This window comes from Sphingomonas radicis (assembly GCF_051400635.1).
In the GTDB taxonomy this organism is placed as follows: Bacteria; Pseudomonadota; Alphaproteobacteria; order Sphingomonadales; family Sphingomonadaceae; genus Sphingomonas.
The window spans coordinates 144,786-158,968 of record NZ_JBLFFG010000002.1 but is presented as its reverse complement, the minus strand read 5'-3'; the positions used below and the strand labels follow the sequence as shown (position 1 = coordinate 158,968).

Here is a 14,183-nt window from a genome sequence, read left to right as displayed (position 1 = left end):
AATCACTCGCAACAAATGATGCTTGCAAGGGTGCGAATATCACGCCCTCGCAACCGGACGAACGAGCGGCGCTATCGGTTCCGCAGCGCCCCTGCGACCAGCTTGTGGAGCTTCGAATGCAGCCCATCGTTGGCGACCAGATACTGGTTGCGCTCGCGCGCCATATCCTGCCCGCGATAATCGGTGATGAAGCCGCCGGCCTCCTTCACCAGCAGCATGCCGGCCGCCACGTCCCAGGGCTTGAGGTTCGATTCCCAATAGCCGTCGAATCGGCCCGCGGCGACCCAGGCGAGATCGAGCGCGGCCGAGCCGAGTCGGCGGATTCCCGCCACCTCGGGCGCCACCGCGCCGAAGATCCGGGTCCATTCGACGAAGTCGCCGTGGCCCAGGAACGGTATCCCGGTCGCGATCAGCGCATCGGCCAGATCGCGCCGCGCGGAGACGCGAAGCCGCTGGTCCTGCACCCACGCGCCCCTGCCCTTCTCTGCCCAGAAGCTCTCGTCGGTGAGCGGCTGGTAGATATAGCCGTGGGTGACTTCGGGCTTGCCCTGCGTCCCGTGCGGGTCCTCGACCGCGATCGAGATGCAGAAGTGCGGGATGCCGTGGAGGAAGTTGGATGTGCCGTCGAGCGGATCGATGATCCAGCGCGGCTTGTTCGGATCGCCGGCGATCTCGCCGCGCTCCTCGACCAGGAAGCCCCAATCGGGCCGCGCCTTCTGGAGCTCCTCGATCAGCGTATCCTCGGCGCGCTTGTCGGCCAGCGACACGAAGTCGGCGGGGCCCTTGCGGCTGACCTGGAGGTGCTGGACCTCGTTGAAGTCACGGCGCAGACGCGGGCCTGCCTTACGGCATGCCTTCTCGATGACGGTGATCAGGCCTGAATGGGCTACCATAAGACACCTATAGCCCTCTCCCCTTCAGGGGAGAGGGTTGGGAGAGGGGCAATATCGGGTGAGGGAATCGAGCAGCCCCCTCTCCCCTACCCTCTCCCCGCAAGCGGAGAGAGGGAGATTTTGGTTCAGTCCGCGCGGCGGACGTAGGTCTGTTCGTACACGTCGACGACGATGCGCGTGCCGCTGGCGATGTGCGGCGGCACCATGATGCGCACGCCGTTGTCGAGCACTGCTGGCTTGTACGAGGACGAGGCGGTCTGGCCCTTCACCACGGCGTCGGCCTCGATGATCGTCGCTTCGATCGTGTCGGGCAGCTGCACGCTGATCGGCTCCTCGTCGTAGAGCTCCATCACCACGTCCATACCGTCCTGCAGGAAAGCGGCCGCGTCACCGAGCAGGTCGCGCGGCAGCGTGGTCTGATCGTAAGTTTCCTTGTCCATGAAGGTTAGCGTGTCGCCGTCCGCGAACAGGAACTGGAAATCCTTGGTATCGAGCCGTACGCGCTCCACCGTCTCCGCCGAGCGGAAGCGGACGTTGTTCTTGCGGCCGTCGCGCAGGTTCTTGAGCTCGACCTGCATATAGGCACCACCCTTGCCGGGCTGGGTGTGCTGAATCTTCACGGCGCGCCAGATGCCGCCTTCATATTCGATGATGTTGCCGGGACGGATGTCCACGCCGCTGATCTTCATGGGATCGAGACCTGTCGCTGAGAAAGAGCTGAGGCGGGCCCCTTAGCTTCCGACGCGGCATCCGGCAAGTCAGCGCCGCTGCGCGAGCACGGCGTCTATCCGCCGCTGGCCCTCCGCGCCCCACGGAGGAGGCGCGCTGAGGTCAGGAAGTGTCTCATAGGCGAGAGCATCCTTCGGAATGGCTACCCATGGGTGTTTGGTGACGGTGAAGAAATGCGCGGTCGGCACCACCTCGCGGCTGAAGTCGAGCGTCCCGACGCGCACCATGCAGACGGCGGCGCCGAAATCGGCATGGTGACCCCACAACACCGTCGCGCATCGTGGACAGCGCGCGCTTCCCTGCGCGATCGGATCGCCCGGCTCAGGGGCGAACACTTCGGGCTGACCCTCGCCGATCTGCTCGACATGCACGGCCTCGATCATCACGTTGAGCGCGAAAGCGCTTCCCGAAGTGCGCTGGCACATGCGGCAATGGCAGCAGTTCACGACGATCGGATCCGCCGTCAGCCGATAGCGCACGTACCGGCAGTTGCAGCCACCTTCCAACATCATGCCCTTCCTTGCCGGATGGGAACATAATACGAACATCAGTTCCCTTGCGCAAGCATCGGATAGGGATTGATCGGCTGCCCCTGCCACCAGCGCTCGCCCGGCTGCATCTGCGCCATGCCGAAATGGAGGTGGAAATTGCCTGCGCCCGCATTGCCGGTGTCGCCCACGAAGCCGAGCAGGTCCCCGGCCTTGACCGCCACCCCTTCCGCCACGCCGGGCGCGTAGCGCTGCAGGTGGGCATAATAATAGCTCCAGCGCCGGTCCGGCGAACGGACGTAAAGCGCGATCCCGCCGCCGCCGCTGCTGTAGAACAGCTTCTCGACCGTACCGGGCGCCGCGGCGACCACCGGAGCGCCGGCAGGGGCCATGATGTCGGTGCCCTCGTGCGTTCGTTGCCCGTTGGCGCGCGATTGTCCCCAGCTGTCGACGATCTGCGCGCGGGCCACGCCTTGGACCGGCACGAGCAGGCCGGCAGGAGCATCAATCGGTGAAGCTTGCGCTGCGGGTGCCTGCTGAGGCGTCGCCGCCGGGCCCGGCACCGCCGCGGGATGCGGGGGCACGACCCGGATCATCGAGGCGAGCCCGGCCACCACCAAAAGCAGAAGCACCCCCGCTCCCATCGCCCAGGGTCTTACCATGGCTTCACTCCCGGAACACTGCCTGCGTCCCGGGCTTCACCATCAGGGCGAGCCGTGCGGCGTCCCAGTTGGTGAGCCGGATGCAGCCGTGGCTCTGGGTGCGGCCGATGTTCTGCGGCTCGGGCGTGCCGTGGATGCCGTAATGCTCCTTGGAGAGATCGAGCCAGACGACACCCACCGGGCCGTTGGGGCCCGGCGGCAGCAGCGCCTTGTCGTCATCTGCGTCGGCATCCCAGAACAGGTCCGGGTTATAGTGGAACTTGGGATTTGTATCTATGACGTTGATCTTCCAGGTACCAATCGGAAGCGGATCGTGCCGGCTCCCCATCGTCGCGCTGAACTGGGCGACGAGCCGGTTACCGGCATCGAACACCTTGAGCGCCTTTTCGGACTTGTCGACGACGAGGTGGTCGGCCGCGGGCTGGCGCGCGTCGATGTTGAGATCGCTCAGCGTCTGGCGCCATTCGGGCTTCCAGTCGCCTCGATAGTCGCGCGATTGCGGCAGGACATTGGGGAAGCGGAAGGTCGCGCCGGGTTCGATGGTGGCGCCGCCGGGGTTGAGCTCCACCAGCACCTCGGGCGTGGTGTGGAACATCTCGGCGAGCTTCTCGAGCGGGCGTGTATAGGCGAGCGCGGGCAGCTTGGCTTGCTTCTCCGGATCGCTCGGCATCGGCCGGATAAACGGCCCGCGGAGCATCGCCGGCTCGATCGTCACCTGCGCGAGCGGGCGGCGAGCGCGATATCGATGAAGCGCCCGGAGCGTGGCGCGGTCGAGCTTCCCGGTCACCGGCAGCTCGCGCGACGCCTGGAAGCCGCGGAGTGCCGTGGTGAACGACTGGCCTTCGCGCCCGTCGACTATGCCCGGCGAGAAGCCGAGCGAATCGAGGATGACCTGCGCATGCATCGTCGTGAAGTCGATCGGCGGCTTGCCTGCCGGCGCCTTCGGCTGTGCGGCCAGTGGGGCCGAGGCCAGGGAAGCTAACAGTGCGGCGACACCAACGGATTTACGCAAGGGCAAGCTCCTGACCAACAAAGGTTAGTCAGGAAACGAAGCCGGTCCGCGGTGGTTTCGTCAGCCTTTGAGTACTTCCTGGAACGCCCTTACCGTCGCCGCCTCGTCGCCGCTCCACACCGCGCCGGAGACCGCGAGGAAATCCGCTCCCGCGTCGATCAGCGGCCGTGCGTTCGCCGGCGTGATTCCGCCGATCGCCACGCAGGGCAGCTCGAACACGGTGGTCCACCAGCTCAGGATCGCCGGCTCGGGGCGGTGCCGCACTTCCTTGGTCGTCGTGGGATAGAAGGCGCCGAACGCGACATAGTCGGCGCCCGCCTCGCCCGCTTCCATCGCCAGATGGCGGCTGTCGTGGCACGTCACGCCGATCTGCACCGACGGACCGAGGATCGAGCGCGCCTCACGAGCGTCGCCGTCCTCCTGTCCCAGATGCACGCCGTCGGCGCCGAGCCGCTTGGCCAGGCTGACGCTGTCGTTGACGATGAACGCTACCTCGCGGTCGGCGCAGATGCGCTGGAGCGGCTCAGCCAGCCGCGCGGCCTGGTGCTGGTCGACGTCTTTCACCCGGAACTGGAAAGCGGCGACCGGCCCGGCATCGAGCGCCCGCGCCAGGCGGTCCGCGAAGCCGCCCCCCACGTCGAGCGGCGAGATGAGGTAGAGCTGGCACGGTGGCCGGCGATCGTCGCGCACGAACTGATCCGCAAAGCCCTCCAGCGCGTTGTCGGCGTCGAAGTCATCTTCGGGATCAATCATGAGTCACTCCGGTTTCGCGGCGATCCGCATTGGCTGTTCGGGCTGGATCTACCGCCATTGGCGTGGCCGCTTCTACCCCGAGAAGCTCGCGGTCAAGAACTGGTTCGCCTTCTACGCCGAGCATTTCGACACCGTCGAGATCAACAACAGCTTCTACCGCCTCCCCAAGGCCGAGACTTTCGACGCGTGGCGCGAGCAGGCGCCGCCGGGATTCCGCTACGCCGTCAAGGCCAACCGCTTCCTGACCCAGGCCAAGAAGCTCAAGGATTGCGCCGAGCCGCTGGAGCGGATGATGCCGCCCTTCCGGCACCTCGGCGAAGCGCTCGGTCCGATCCTCTACCAGCTTCCGCCGCGCTTCCGGCTCAACCTCGAACGGCTCGAGAGCTTCCTGCAGATCGTGCCCAAGGACGTGACCAGCGTCTTCGAGTTCCGCGACAAGAGCTGGTACGCCGATGAAGTGTTCGCGCTCCTCGATCGCTACGGCGCCAGCTTCTGCACGCACGACATGCCGGGGCTGGAGAGTCCCCGCAACGCCGTCGGCCCCGTTGCCTACCTCCGCTTCCACGGCGGCCAGGGCAAATATTGGGGCCGCTATTCGGACGAGGCACTCCTCGCCGCCGCCGACTGGATGGCCGCTCAGGCCCGCGCCGGCCGCGAAGTCTGGGCTATTTCAACAACGACACCGATGCCGCCGCCATCCAAGACGCTCTCACGCTCAAGGCCATGACAGCACAGTCTACCCACTAGATTATCGGCGCTCCGGCCCTCCCCCTGCTGCTACCCCCTATAAGAATCCAAACAATCGCCAGGGAAGATCCTCCGATGACCAATTCCAAGCCGCACTTCGTTCTGCTCAAGTCGATCAACGGCGAACCGATGCTGGTGAACCTCCCGCTCGTCCGCACCGTGACGACTATCGACCTGGCCGGCGGCGAAGTCGGCGTGATCTCGTTCGACAAGGCGCACGAGGTCGTCATCGGCTCGACCGTCGCGGACGTGCTTACGGCGATGGCCGAAGCCCCGGTCACCGTCGGCTGATCAGCGGGCCGGCGGGTTGAGCCGCACCACCGGGCGCGTCTCCGCGCTGATCTCGAACGCCGCGATCAGCGGACGCCCCTTGGCGATCGCCTCGCGCACCGCCGGCAGCTGGAGCGACGCGGCGTGGGTCTCCTTATTGTCCCAGATCTCGGTGATCCAGAGGGCGTCGGGGTCCTTCGCATCCTCCGCGATCAGATAGGCCAGGCACCCGAGCATCGATTCGGTGCCGCTGGTCAGGATCCCGATCAGTTCGGTACGCTTGCCCGGCTGCGCCTTGATCCTGCCTATCATTCCGAAGGTCGGAACGGGCATTTCCTGTTTCATCTCGCCTGTCTCCTGCGCCAAGGCTCCGCCGCCCAGCATCGCCAGGGCCAGGCCGGCAAGGACCGGGCGGCGCGCGACGCTCATGCCGGCACCGCGACCTTGTCGGTCGACGCGGCATAGATTTCGTCGATCGCGGCGCCCAGCGCGGCGTCGAACTCGGCATCGCGCATCTGGTGGCGCAGATCCTCCAGCAGCGCGCGGCTGAAGCTGGCGATCATGCCGCGGTTCTTCGCGAGCTCGGCGCAGGCTTCGGGCCGCTTGTACCCGCCCGAGAGCGCCACGACGCGCAGCACCCGCGGGTGATCGACCAGCGGGCCGAACAGCCCGGCCTGGGCGGGGATCGAAAGCTTGAGCATCACCTTGTCGTCACCCGGAAGCGCGTCGAGCGCTTTCAGCAGCTCCTCCTGCAGGATGCGGTCGGCCTCCGCACGCTCGGGGCTCTTGATGTTCACTTCGGGCTCGATGATCGGCACCAGCCCGGCGGCGAGCACCTGGCGGGCGACATCGAACTGCTGCTCGACGATCGCGGCGATGCCCTGCCGGTTCGCGAGATTGACGACCGAACGTTCCTTGGTGCCGAACACGCCCAGCCCCTTGGCACGCGCGAGCAGCGCGTCGAGCCCGGGGATCGGCTTCATCAGCTGCACGCCGTCAGCTTCGGCTTCGAGGCCCTTGTCGATCTTGAGGAAGGGGACGATCCCCTTGTCGATCAGTGCCTGGGGGGCGGGCTTGCCGCCCACCGTGCCGTCCATCGTGCGCTCGAACAGGATCGCGCCGAGCACCTTGTCTCCGGTGAAGACCGGCGACGAGATGATCCGGCTGCGCATCTGGTGGATGAGGCCGAACATCTCCTCGTCGCTCGACCAGGCGCCTTCCTCGATCCCATAGCCCTTGAGCGCCTTGGGCGTGGAACCGCCGCTCTGGTCGAGCGCGGCGATGAAGCCCTGGCCGTTGGCGATCTTGGCCGTCATCTCGGAAGCGTTCATATCGTTTCTCGTCCCCATCCTCAGGTCACGGTCGGAACGCGCGCCGCAGTGCCCGCGATCCGATTCGCAGCGAAGCTCGTTTCGCTATTGCAGCACGTTTCGCGGCTTGGAAGGCTGACAACGATAGCCAGCGATCCAATGCCCGGGACGCGCGGCGATCCGAGCGAGTCGAGGGGCGGAACGACGGCGGGCCAGCCCTGCTTGACTACGCCTTAACTTGACACTTGGTTGACACTGGGTTGACGCGATAGCGTGATTTTGCAGCGACGCGACGGTGAAGCGCCAGCGAAGCGACAGCGACGCCACAGTCGCTAGACACCGATGCGACAGCGAAGCGCCACTCACGCGACAGGGAAGCATCTGCGACGCGTCGCCTTTGCGACACGCAAACGCCGCGTCCGTGAAGGAAAAAGTCCTGCTGCTCGCCCATATTCGAACGAAAGCAGAACAAATCCTATTTTACAAGCCCTGAGGGCGATCGATTGCGTAGACGATCATCGCGCCGAAGGGGTCGCCTTCGGCATGATCCGGGTGGCGGAAGTCGAGGTCGGCGCGGCGGCGCATGCCGAGGCGCTCCATCAGCCCCCAGCTGCGGGTGTTGGAGATCGTCGTCCAGGCAGCGATGCGCGGGCGCGTAGTGTTGGCCCAGCCCCAGGCGATGCTCGCCTCGGCCGCTTCGCGGGCGATGCCCTGCCCCCACCACGCCTCACCGATGCGCCAGCCGATCTCGAGCTCCTCGGGAACCGGGGTGCCGGGGTGCCCGCCGATGCGCAGGCCGCATACGCCCGCAAAGTCGCCGGTGTCGCGGATCTCGACTACCCACATGCAATGGCCGAAGCGCGCCTGCTGCTCGATCTGGCGATCGATGATCGCATCGTGCTTCGCCCGCGGCACCGGGCCGCCGAAATGCTCCATCATCGCCGGGGTGTTGGCGAGCGCGTGGAAGACGGGTTTGTCTTCCTGACGCCATGGGCGGAGGCGGAGGCGTTCGGTGGTGATCATTCCATTCTCCGTCATCCCCGCGAAAGCGGGGATCCATCTCCTGTACGCGCCCGGGATTCAACAGCTGTGGTGTCCCGCGGCTTCTCTCCGAGATGAGCCCCCACTTTCGCGGGGGTGACGAAGATGCGGGTCATTCCGCGAGCAAGCGCGCCGCCAGGGGTGCGTGATAGGTGAGGACACCCGAGCAGCCGGCGCGCTTGAAGGCCATCAGCGTTTCCATCACCAGCGCCTCGCGGTCCCCCGCTCCGGCCGCGGCCGAGGCTTCGATCATCGCGTATTCGCCCGAGACCTGATAGGCGAATACAGGCACCTGGAACTCACTCTTCACACGCAATATGATGTCGAGATAGGGCAGCCCCGGCTTCACCATCACGCTGTCCGCGCCTTCGGCGATGTCGAGCGCGACTTCGCGCAACGCTTCCTCGGCGTTGGCGGGGTCCATCTGATAGGTCTTCTTGTCGCCCTTGAGCAGTCCGCGGCTGCCGACCGCGTCGCGGAACGGGCCGTAGAAGCCCGAGGCGTATTTGGCGGCATAGGCCATGATCTGGACGTTGACATGGCCATTGGCCTCGAGCGCGCCGCGGATCAGCCCGACGCGGCCGTCCATCATGTCCGACGGGGCGACGATGTCGGCCCCCGCCTCGGCCTGCACCAGGGCCTGATCGGTGAGCACCGCGGCGGTGGTGTCGTTGAGCACATAGCCGGCGGCATCGACGATCCCGTCATGGCCGTGGCTGGTATAGGGATCGAGCGCGACATCGGTGAGCACGCCGATCTCGGGCACCGCATCCTTGATCGCCCGAATCGCCCGGCACATCAGATTGTCGGGATTGAAGGCTTCGCGCCCATCGTCGGTGCGCAGCTCGTGCGGCGTATTGGGGAACAGCGCCACGCACGGGATGCCCAACGCCGCGGCTTCCTTCGCGCGCTCGACGATCGCCTTGACCGACCAGCGCGACACGCCCGGCAGCGAGGCGATCGGCTCCTCTTCCTCGCCGGCAGTGACGAACAGCGGCCAGATCAGATCGGCGGGGGTGAGCACATTTTCGGCATACATGCGCCGGCTCCAGGCGGCGGCACGCGTGCGGCGGAGGCGAAGCGCGGGATATTGAGTCATGGGCGCGCTGATGCGCCCTCAGCAATTGGGTTGCAAGCGCCCGGCGGGCTCGCTGGCAGCGAGCGCCTCTTCCTCGATCTCGACCTGCTCGGGTGGCACCGCGAGCACTTCGCTCCGCCAGCCGCCATAGCGATAGTAGAGAGTCGCGAACAGCAGCGAGAAGGCCGAGCCGACCGGGAAGGCCAGCCACAGCGCATCGCTTCCGAGCCAGGGCTGGGCCCCGAACGCGAAGCCGAGGCGGATCGGGAACATCGTGATCGCGAGGATCACCAGCGGCGGCACCGTGGCGCCGTTCGCACGGACGGTGGAGAAGAGCACCATCGTCGCGCCGAACATGACGAAGGTCCAGCTCGCGAGAAGCTGGATGTGGCGCGCGATCGGGATCGCCGGACTGTCGCCGCCGACGAACAAAGCCATCACGGGACGATCGAACAGGAGGATCGCGATGATCACGAAAACGGTGATCGCCGTATTGTAGATCAGCCCGGAGCGCGTGATCGCGCCGACGCGGTCCCAGCGCCCCGCGCCGATATTCTGCGCGGCCATGCTCGACACGGCGACGCCGATCGCCATCGCGGGCATCTGGATATAGGTCCAGAGCTGCTGCGAGACCGCATAGGCGGCCGCGGTATCGACCCCGAGCCGGTTGACCAGCCCGACCATGCTGAGGCCGGCGGTGGACATCACCAGCATCTGCGCGCCCATCGGCAGCCCCTTGGCGACGATCGTGCGGATCAGCGCCTTTTCGGGGATCAGGTAGCGCAGCTCGGCCCCTCTGAGGCGGATCGGCAGGTCGCGCCGATAGACATAGACCAGCAGGCCGAGCGAGGAGATCACGCCCGCGAGCAGCGTCGCGGTGGCCGATCCGGCTATCCCCATGCGCGGGAACGGGCCGATCCCTTCGATGAGCAGCGGATTGAAACCGGCGTCGATCACGACGCTGAGCACCATGAACCAGAGCGGCGTGAGCGAATCGCCGGTGCCGCGCAGGCTCATCTGGATGAGCACGCCTAGCATCGTGAACGGCAGGCCGAGGAAGATTACGCGAAGATAGTCGAGCGCCATCCCCCGCGCCTCGCCCGGGGTGGCGAGCAGGCGGAGGATCTGCGGGGAGAACAGCCAGCCGAGGATCGCGATCAGCACCGCGCCGCCCATCACCAGCCCGATCGCCGAGCCGAAGGCGCGCCGCGCCGCATCGACATCGTGACGGCCCATCGACTGGCCGATCAGGATCGTCGCCGCCATGCCGAAGCCGAACACCGCCGAGAACATCAGGAACATGATGATGTTGGCATTGCTGGTCGCCGCCAGCGCCTGCTCGCCAAGGAAGCGGCCGACCCAGATCGAGTTGATCGAGCCGTTGAGCGACTGGAGGATGTTCGAGCCGAGCGTGGGCAGCGCGAACAGAAGCAGCGTCTTGCCGATCGGCCCCTGCGTCAGGTCTCGCGTCGCGGCGCGGTTCGGGGCCATGCACTCTCCATCGGCTGCGGATCGTCCCGCCCGGGACAAACGTTACCCGCCCGATACGTTCCGGATGGAAGGGCAGGATGGCGGAAGCAAAGGCGCGTGCGGCGATGATCGTCAACACCCGATCGCGCAGCGGCCGTCGTTCGTTCGAAAGCGCGCGTGCGCGATTCGAGGCGCTGGGCTTTGCCGTGGATGCCCATGCCGTGGACGATCCGGCAGCGCTGCCCGCGGCCGTCGAGCGCGCGCTCGACCGGGGAGCTGCGCTGCTGATCCTGGGCGGGGGCGACGGGACGATCAGTTCGCTCGTCGATCTGATCGTGGGGCGCGGGGTGCGGCTGGGGGTGCTGCCGCTCGGCACCGCGAACAGCTTTGCGCGGTCGCTGGGCATCCCGCTCGACATCGACGGCGCAGTGGATGTGATCGTGAAGGGCGCGCCGCGGCGGATCGACCTGGGGATGATCGGCGACGACTATTTCGCCAACGCCGCGGCGATCGGCCTCTCGCCCAAGATCGCGGAAACGGTGCCGCATCTGGCGAAGCGCTGGTTCGGCCGCGCGGGCTATCTGGGCTGGGCGGCGATCCAGTTCCTGCGCTTCCGCCCGTTCACGCTGATCGTCGGCGAAGGCACGGCGGCAGAGCGGCTGCGCGTGGTGGAGGTGCGCATCTCCAACGGCGCCTTCCACGGCGGCACCGAGCTGGTCGATTCGGCCGAGCTCGACAGCGGACGGATCGTGGTTCAGGCGGTGAAGGGCCATGTGAAGCGGCGGCTGGTGCGCAACTGGGCCGCATCGATCCTGCGGCTGGAGGCGCGGCACGAGGACACGGTGGAATTCACCGGACAGGCGCTGCGGATCGCGACCGAGCCGGTGCTGCCGATTTCGATCGACGGCGAAGTGCTGGCGAAGACGCCGGCGGTCGCGAAGATCGCCGCCGGCGTGATCGAAGTGATGGCGCCGGCGGAAGGCTAACCGAGCCGCGCCAGCGCCGCGGAGAGACGCTCGGCCTCGGCGGCCTTTTCGGCATGATCGGCGCGGGCTTTCTCGACTGCCTCCGGCTTGGCGCGTTCGACGAAGCTGGGATTGTTCAGCCGGCCTGCCAGGCTGTCGCGCTCCTTCTCGGCCGCGGCGATCGCCTTGGTGAGGCGGGCGCGTTCGGCTTCGAGATCGACCACGTCACCGAGCGGCAGCACATAGGTCGCCTCGTCGACGATGATCTGGAGGGCGCCGCCAGCGGGGATATCGTCCGAAGCCTGATCGACGCGGGCGAGGCGGGCGAGCGCTGCGTCCTGGCGCGCGAGGCGGGCGGCGGTGTCGGCCGAGGCGTCGCGGACGTGGACCGGCAGGCGCGCGCCCGGGGGCACGTTGAGCTCGGTGCGCGCGGCGCGGATCTCGCTCACCAGCCGGATCAGCCAGTCGATCTCCTGCGCGGCCGCGGGATCGAGCGCGCGGGCGTCGGCCATCGGCCATTTCGCCACGATCAGCTCATATTCGCGCGGGCCCATCTTGGACCAGAGCTCTTCGGTGATGAAGGGCATGAAGGGGTGGAGCATGACCAGGATCTGGTCGAGCACCCAGCCGGCGACCGCGCGGGTTTCGTCCGCCCCTTCGGCACCCTCGGTCTGGAGCACGGGCTTGATCAGCTCGAGGTACCAGTCGCAGAACCGGCTCCAGGTGAACTGGTAGATGCTGTTGGCTGCCTCGTCGAAGCGCAGGTCCGCGAGTGCGAGGTCGAGCGTCTGGACGGTCGCGACGGTCTCCGCGACGATCCAGCGATTGACCGCGAGGGTCGCCGCTGGCGGCTCGATCGTGCGGCTCGCGGCGATGCCGTTCGACTGGCAGAAGCGCGCGGCGTTCCAGAGCTTGGTCGCGAAGTTGCGATAGCCCTCGACTCGCTTTTCATCCATCTTGATGTCGCGGCCCTGGCTCTCCATCGCGGCCATGAAGAAGCGCAGCGCATCGGCGCCGTACTTGTCGATGAGCCCGAGCGGATTGACGACGTTGCCCTTGGACTTGGACATCTTCTGCCCGTCCGCAGCGCGTACCAAACCGTGGAGATACAAGGTCTTGAACGGCACTTCTTTCATGAAGTGCAAACCCTGCATCATCATCCGTGCATCCCAGAAGAACAGAATGTCGAACCCCGAGATGAGCACGTCGTTGGGGTAGCGGCCCTTGGCCTTCACATCCTCGTCCGGCCAGCCCATCGTCGCGAAGGGCCAGAGCGCGGAGGAGAACCAGGTGTCGAGGACGTCGGGGTCCTGGGTGAGCGCGACGCCCTCGCCTGCCTCGGCCTGCGCCTGCTCCGCGGTTTCTGCAACGAAGATGCGGCCGTCCTCGGCGAACCACGCCGGGATCCGGTGGCCCCACCAGAGCTGGCGCGAGACGCACCAGGGCTGGATGTTCTCCATCCAGTTGAAATAGGTCTTTTCCCAGCTCCTGGGCACGATCTTGGTCGCGCCCGAGTGGACCGCCTCGATCGCGGGCTTCGCCAGCGTCGCGGCGTCGACATACCATTGATCGGTGAGCCAGGGCTCGATCACCACGCCCGAGCGGTCGCCATAGGGCGTCGCGATCGTGCGGGGCTCGGCGTCGTGCTCCTCGCCGTCCTTGTCGACGTGCGGGATCAGGAAACCCTCGGCCTTGAGCCATGCGACCACCGCCTTGCGCGCCTCGAACCGGTCGAGGCCCAGCAGCTCCTCCGGGATCAGCCCGTCGGCGGTCTGCGTCACGCGCGCCTTGGCGTCGAGCATGTTGAGCATTTCGGCCGGCTTGATGCCGGCGCGCTTGCCGACTTCGAAGTCGTTGAAATCGTGGCCGGGCGTGATCTTGACCGCGCCCGAGCCGAGCTCGGGATCGGCATGCTCGTCGGTGACGATGGGCACCAGCCGGCCGGTGATCGGCAGCCGCACCTTCTTGCCGACCAGCGGCTTGTAGCGTTCGTCGTCAGGGTGCACCGCGACGGCCATGTCGGCGAGCATCGTTTCGGGGCGCGTGGTCGCGACTTCGATGAAGCCGCTACCGTCCTCGAGCGGATAGCGCAGGCGCCAGAAGCTGCCCTTGACGTCGACGGTCTCGACTTCGAGGTCGCTGATCGCGGTGCCGAAGCCCGGGTCCCAGTTCACAAGGCGCTTGTCGCGATAGATCAGCCCCTGGCGATGAAGCTCGACGAACACCTTGAGGACCGCCTTCGAAAAGCCGTCGTCCATCGTGAAGCGCTCGTTGGCCCAGTCCATCGAGCAGCCGAGGCGGCGGAGCTGGCGCGTGATCTCGCCGCCGCTCTCCGCCTTCCATTCCCACACCTTCGCGACGAATTCCTCGCGGGTGAAGTCGGTGCGCTTCTGCTGCTTTTCGTTGAGCTGGCGCTCGACCACCATCTGGGTGGCGATGCCGGCATGATCGGTGCCGACTACCCAGCGCGCGTCCTTGCCTTTCAGTCGCGCGTGGCGGACCAGGATATCCTGCAGCGTGTTGTCGAGCGCATGGCCGATGTGGAGGCTACCGGTGACGTTGGGCGGCGGGTTGACCAGCGTCCAGGGATCGGCGCCGGGGCGCTCGGGCGCGAACAGGCCCTTTTCCTCCCAATGGCCATACCAGCGGGATTCGATTTCGGCGGGGTCGAAGGTCTTGGGAAGCTCGGTCGTCATGCGCTGCCCTTAGCCAGCGGCGCCGCGCGCGTCACCCCACCCCGTGCTCCTGCGAAAGCAGGAGCCCAG

15 protein-coding genes are annotated in these 14,183 nt (G+C 66.8%); 3 read left to right on the top strand and 12 right to left on the bottom strand.

The genetic code is table 11. The annotated features are described in order from the left end of the window. Window positions 1-71: 71 nt before the first annotated feature. The 6 genes from ACMGDH_RS07705 to thiE all read right to left on the bottom strand — a co-directional run bounded on the left by ACMGDH_RS07705 (window position 72) and on the right by thiE (window position 4,537). Window positions 72-893: an inositol monophosphatase family protein gene (locus ACMGDH_RS07705; protein WP_436827367.1), complete on the bottom strand. Its 822-nt coding sequence runs from the start codon at window positions 891-893 to the stop codon at window positions 72-74. 125 nt (window positions 894-1,018) lie between these two features. After that, window positions 1,019-1,582, bottom strand: coding sequence for an elongation factor P (gene efp, locus ACMGDH_RS07700; protein WP_436827366.1), 564 nt, complete (start codon window positions 1,580-1,582; stop codon window positions 1,019-1,021). A 69-nt stretch (window positions 1,583-1,651) separates the two neighbouring features. Further along, the gene (locus ACMGDH_RS07695) at window positions 1,652-2,131 is read right to left on the bottom strand and encodes a GFA family protein (RefSeq protein ID WP_436827365.1); all 480 of its coding nucleotides are present in this window, start codon (window positions 2,129-2,131) and stop codon (window positions 1,652-1,654) included. A gap of 38 nt (window positions 2,132-2,169) precedes the next feature. Continuing rightward, window positions 2,170-2,772, bottom strand: a complete 603-nt coding sequence (locus tag ACMGDH_RS07690) for a M23 family metallopeptidase (protein WP_436827364.1) — start codon at window positions 2,770-2,772, stop codon at window positions 2,170-2,172. Window positions 2,773-2,776: 4 nt separating this feature from the next. Continuing rightward, window positions 2,777-3,784, bottom strand: a complete 1,008-nt coding sequence (locus tag ACMGDH_RS07685; protein ID WP_436827363.1) for a L,D-transpeptidase family protein — start codon at window positions 3,782-3,784, stop codon at window positions 2,777-2,779. A gap of 60 nt (window positions 3,785-3,844) precedes the next feature. Further along, the gene (gene thiE / locus ACMGDH_RS07680; RefSeq protein ID WP_436827362.1) at window positions 3,845-4,537 is read right to left on the bottom strand and encodes a thiamine phosphate synthase; all 693 of its coding nucleotides are present in this window, start codon (window positions 4,535-4,537) and stop codon (window positions 3,845-3,847) included. Here thiE and ACMGDH_RS07675 point away from each other — a divergent pair. Together ACMGDH_RS07675 and ACMGDH_RS07670 are read left to right on the top strand one after the other, a co-directional pair. Beyond that, window positions 4,536-5,264 (top strand): DUF72 domain-containing protein, encoded by a 729-nt coding sequence (locus ACMGDH_RS07675; RefSeq protein WP_436827361.1) that lies wholly within the window; start codon window positions 4,536-4,538, stop codon window positions 5,262-5,264. The genes thiE and ACMGDH_RS07675 overlap by 2 nt on opposite strands. Window positions 5,265-5,359: 95 nt before the next feature. Next, window positions 5,360-5,575, top strand: a complete 216-nt coding sequence (locus tag ACMGDH_RS07670) for a hypothetical protein (protein ID WP_436827360.1) — start codon at window positions 5,360-5,362, stop codon at window positions 5,573-5,575. Here the strand turns inward: ACMGDH_RS07670 and ACMGDH_RS07665 are convergent, their stop codons facing one another. The 5 genes from ACMGDH_RS07665 to ACMGDH_RS07645 all read right to left on the bottom strand — a co-directional run bounded on the left by ACMGDH_RS07665 (window position 5,576) and on the right by ACMGDH_RS07645 (window position 10,474). Further along, window positions 5,576-5,983, bottom strand: a complete 408-nt coding sequence (locus tag ACMGDH_RS07665) for a putative quinol monooxygenase (RefSeq protein ID WP_436827359.1) — start codon at window positions 5,981-5,983, stop codon at window positions 5,576-5,578. It lies immediately after the preceding gene. Then, window positions 5,980-6,885 (bottom strand): fructose bisphosphate aldolase, encoded by a 906-nt coding sequence (locus tag ACMGDH_RS07660; protein WP_436827358.1) that lies wholly within the window; start codon window positions 6,883-6,885, stop codon window positions 5,980-5,982. Before ACMGDH_RS07660 ends, ACMGDH_RS07665 begins: the two co-directional genes overlap by 4 nt. Window positions 6,886-7,344: 459 nt before the next feature. Next, window positions 7,345-7,887, bottom strand: coding sequence for a GNAT family N-acetyltransferase (locus ACMGDH_RS07655; RefSeq protein WP_436827357.1), 543 nt, complete (start codon window positions 7,885-7,887; stop codon window positions 7,345-7,347). Window positions 7,888-8,017: 130 nt separating this feature from the next. Beyond that, the gene (hemB, locus tag ACMGDH_RS07650; protein WP_436827356.1) at window positions 8,018-9,004 is read right to left on the bottom strand and encodes a porphobilinogen synthase; all 987 of its coding nucleotides are present in this window, start codon (window positions 9,002-9,004) and stop codon (window positions 8,018-8,020) included. Between the two features lie 18 nt (window positions 9,005-9,022). Beyond that, window positions 9,023-10,474, bottom strand: coding sequence for an MATE family efflux transporter (locus ACMGDH_RS07645; protein ID WP_436827355.1), 1,452 nt, complete (start codon window positions 10,472-10,474; stop codon window positions 9,023-9,025). Window positions 10,475-10,551: 77 nt separating this feature from the next. Here ACMGDH_RS07645 and ACMGDH_RS07640 point away from each other — a divergent pair, with 77 nt between their 5' ends. Continuing rightward, a complete protein-coding gene (locus tag ACMGDH_RS07640) occupies window positions 10,552-11,439 on the top strand; it encodes a diacylglycerol kinase family protein (RefSeq protein WP_436827354.1) in 888 nt (295 codons plus the stop codon). On the opposite strand, the gene ACMGDH_RS07635 is transcribed toward ACMGDH_RS07640, so the two are convergent. Continuing rightward, window positions 11,436-14,114: a valine--tRNA ligase gene (locus ACMGDH_RS07635; RefSeq protein WP_436827353.1), complete on the bottom strand. Its 2,679-nt coding sequence runs from the start codon at window positions 14,112-14,114 to the stop codon at window positions 11,436-11,438. The two genes, ACMGDH_RS07640 and ACMGDH_RS07635, sit on opposite strands and share 4 nt — an antisense overlap. Between the last annotated feature and the right edge of the window lie 69 nt (window positions 14,115-14,183).

Coding starts and splice junctions, on each gene's coding strand:
- ACMGDH_RS07705 (WP_436827367.1), bottom strand. CDS start 893: ATGGTAGCCCATTCAGGCCTGATCACCGTCATCGAGAAGGCATGCCGT.
- efp (WP_436827366.1), bottom strand. CDS start 1,582: ATGAAGATCAGCGGCGTGGACATCCGTCCCGGCAACATCATCGAATAT.
- ACMGDH_RS07695 (WP_436827365.1), bottom strand. CDS start 2,131: ATGTTGGAAGGTGGCTGCAACTGCCGGTACGTGCGCTATCGGCTGACG.
- ACMGDH_RS07690 (WP_436827364.1), bottom strand. CDS start 2,772: ATGGTAAGACCCTGGGCGATGGGAGCGGGGGTGCTTCTGCTTTTGGTG.
- ACMGDH_RS07675 (WP_436827361.1), top strand. CDS start 4,536: ATGAGTCACTCCGGTTTCGCGGCGATCCGCATTGGCTGTTCGGGCTGG.
- thiE (WP_436827362.1), bottom strand. CDS start 4,537: ATGATTGATCCCGAAGATGACTTCGACGCCGACAACGCGCTGGAGGGC.
- ACMGDH_RS07670 (WP_436827360.1), top strand. CDS start 5,360: ATGACCAATTCCAAGCCGCACTTCGTTCTGCTCAAGTCGATCAACGGC.
- ACMGDH_RS07665 (WP_436827359.1), bottom strand. CDS start 5,983: ATGAGCGTCGCGCGCCGCCCGGTCCTTGCCGGCCTGGCCCTGGCGATG.
- ACMGDH_RS07660 (WP_436827358.1), bottom strand. CDS start 6,885: ATGAACGCTTCCGAGATGACGGCCAAGATCGCCAACGGCCAGGGCTTC.
- ACMGDH_RS07655 (WP_436827357.1), bottom strand. CDS start 7,887: ATGATCACCACCGAACGCCTCCGCCTCCGCCCATGGCGTCAGGAAGAC.
- hemB (WP_436827356.1), bottom strand. CDS start 9,004: ATGACTCAATATCCCGCGCTTCGCCTCCGCCGCACGCGTGCCGCCGCC.
- ACMGDH_RS07645 (WP_436827355.1), bottom strand. CDS start 10,474: ATGGCCCCGAACCGCGCCGCGACGCGAGACCTGACGCAGGGGCCGATC.
- ACMGDH_RS07640 (WP_436827354.1), top strand. CDS start 10,552: ATGGCGGAAGCAAAGGCGCGTGCGGCGATGATCGTCAACACCCGATCG.
- ACMGDH_RS07635 (WP_436827353.1), bottom strand. CDS start 14,114: ATGACGACCGAGCTTCCCAAGACCTTCGACCCCGCCGAAATCGAATCC.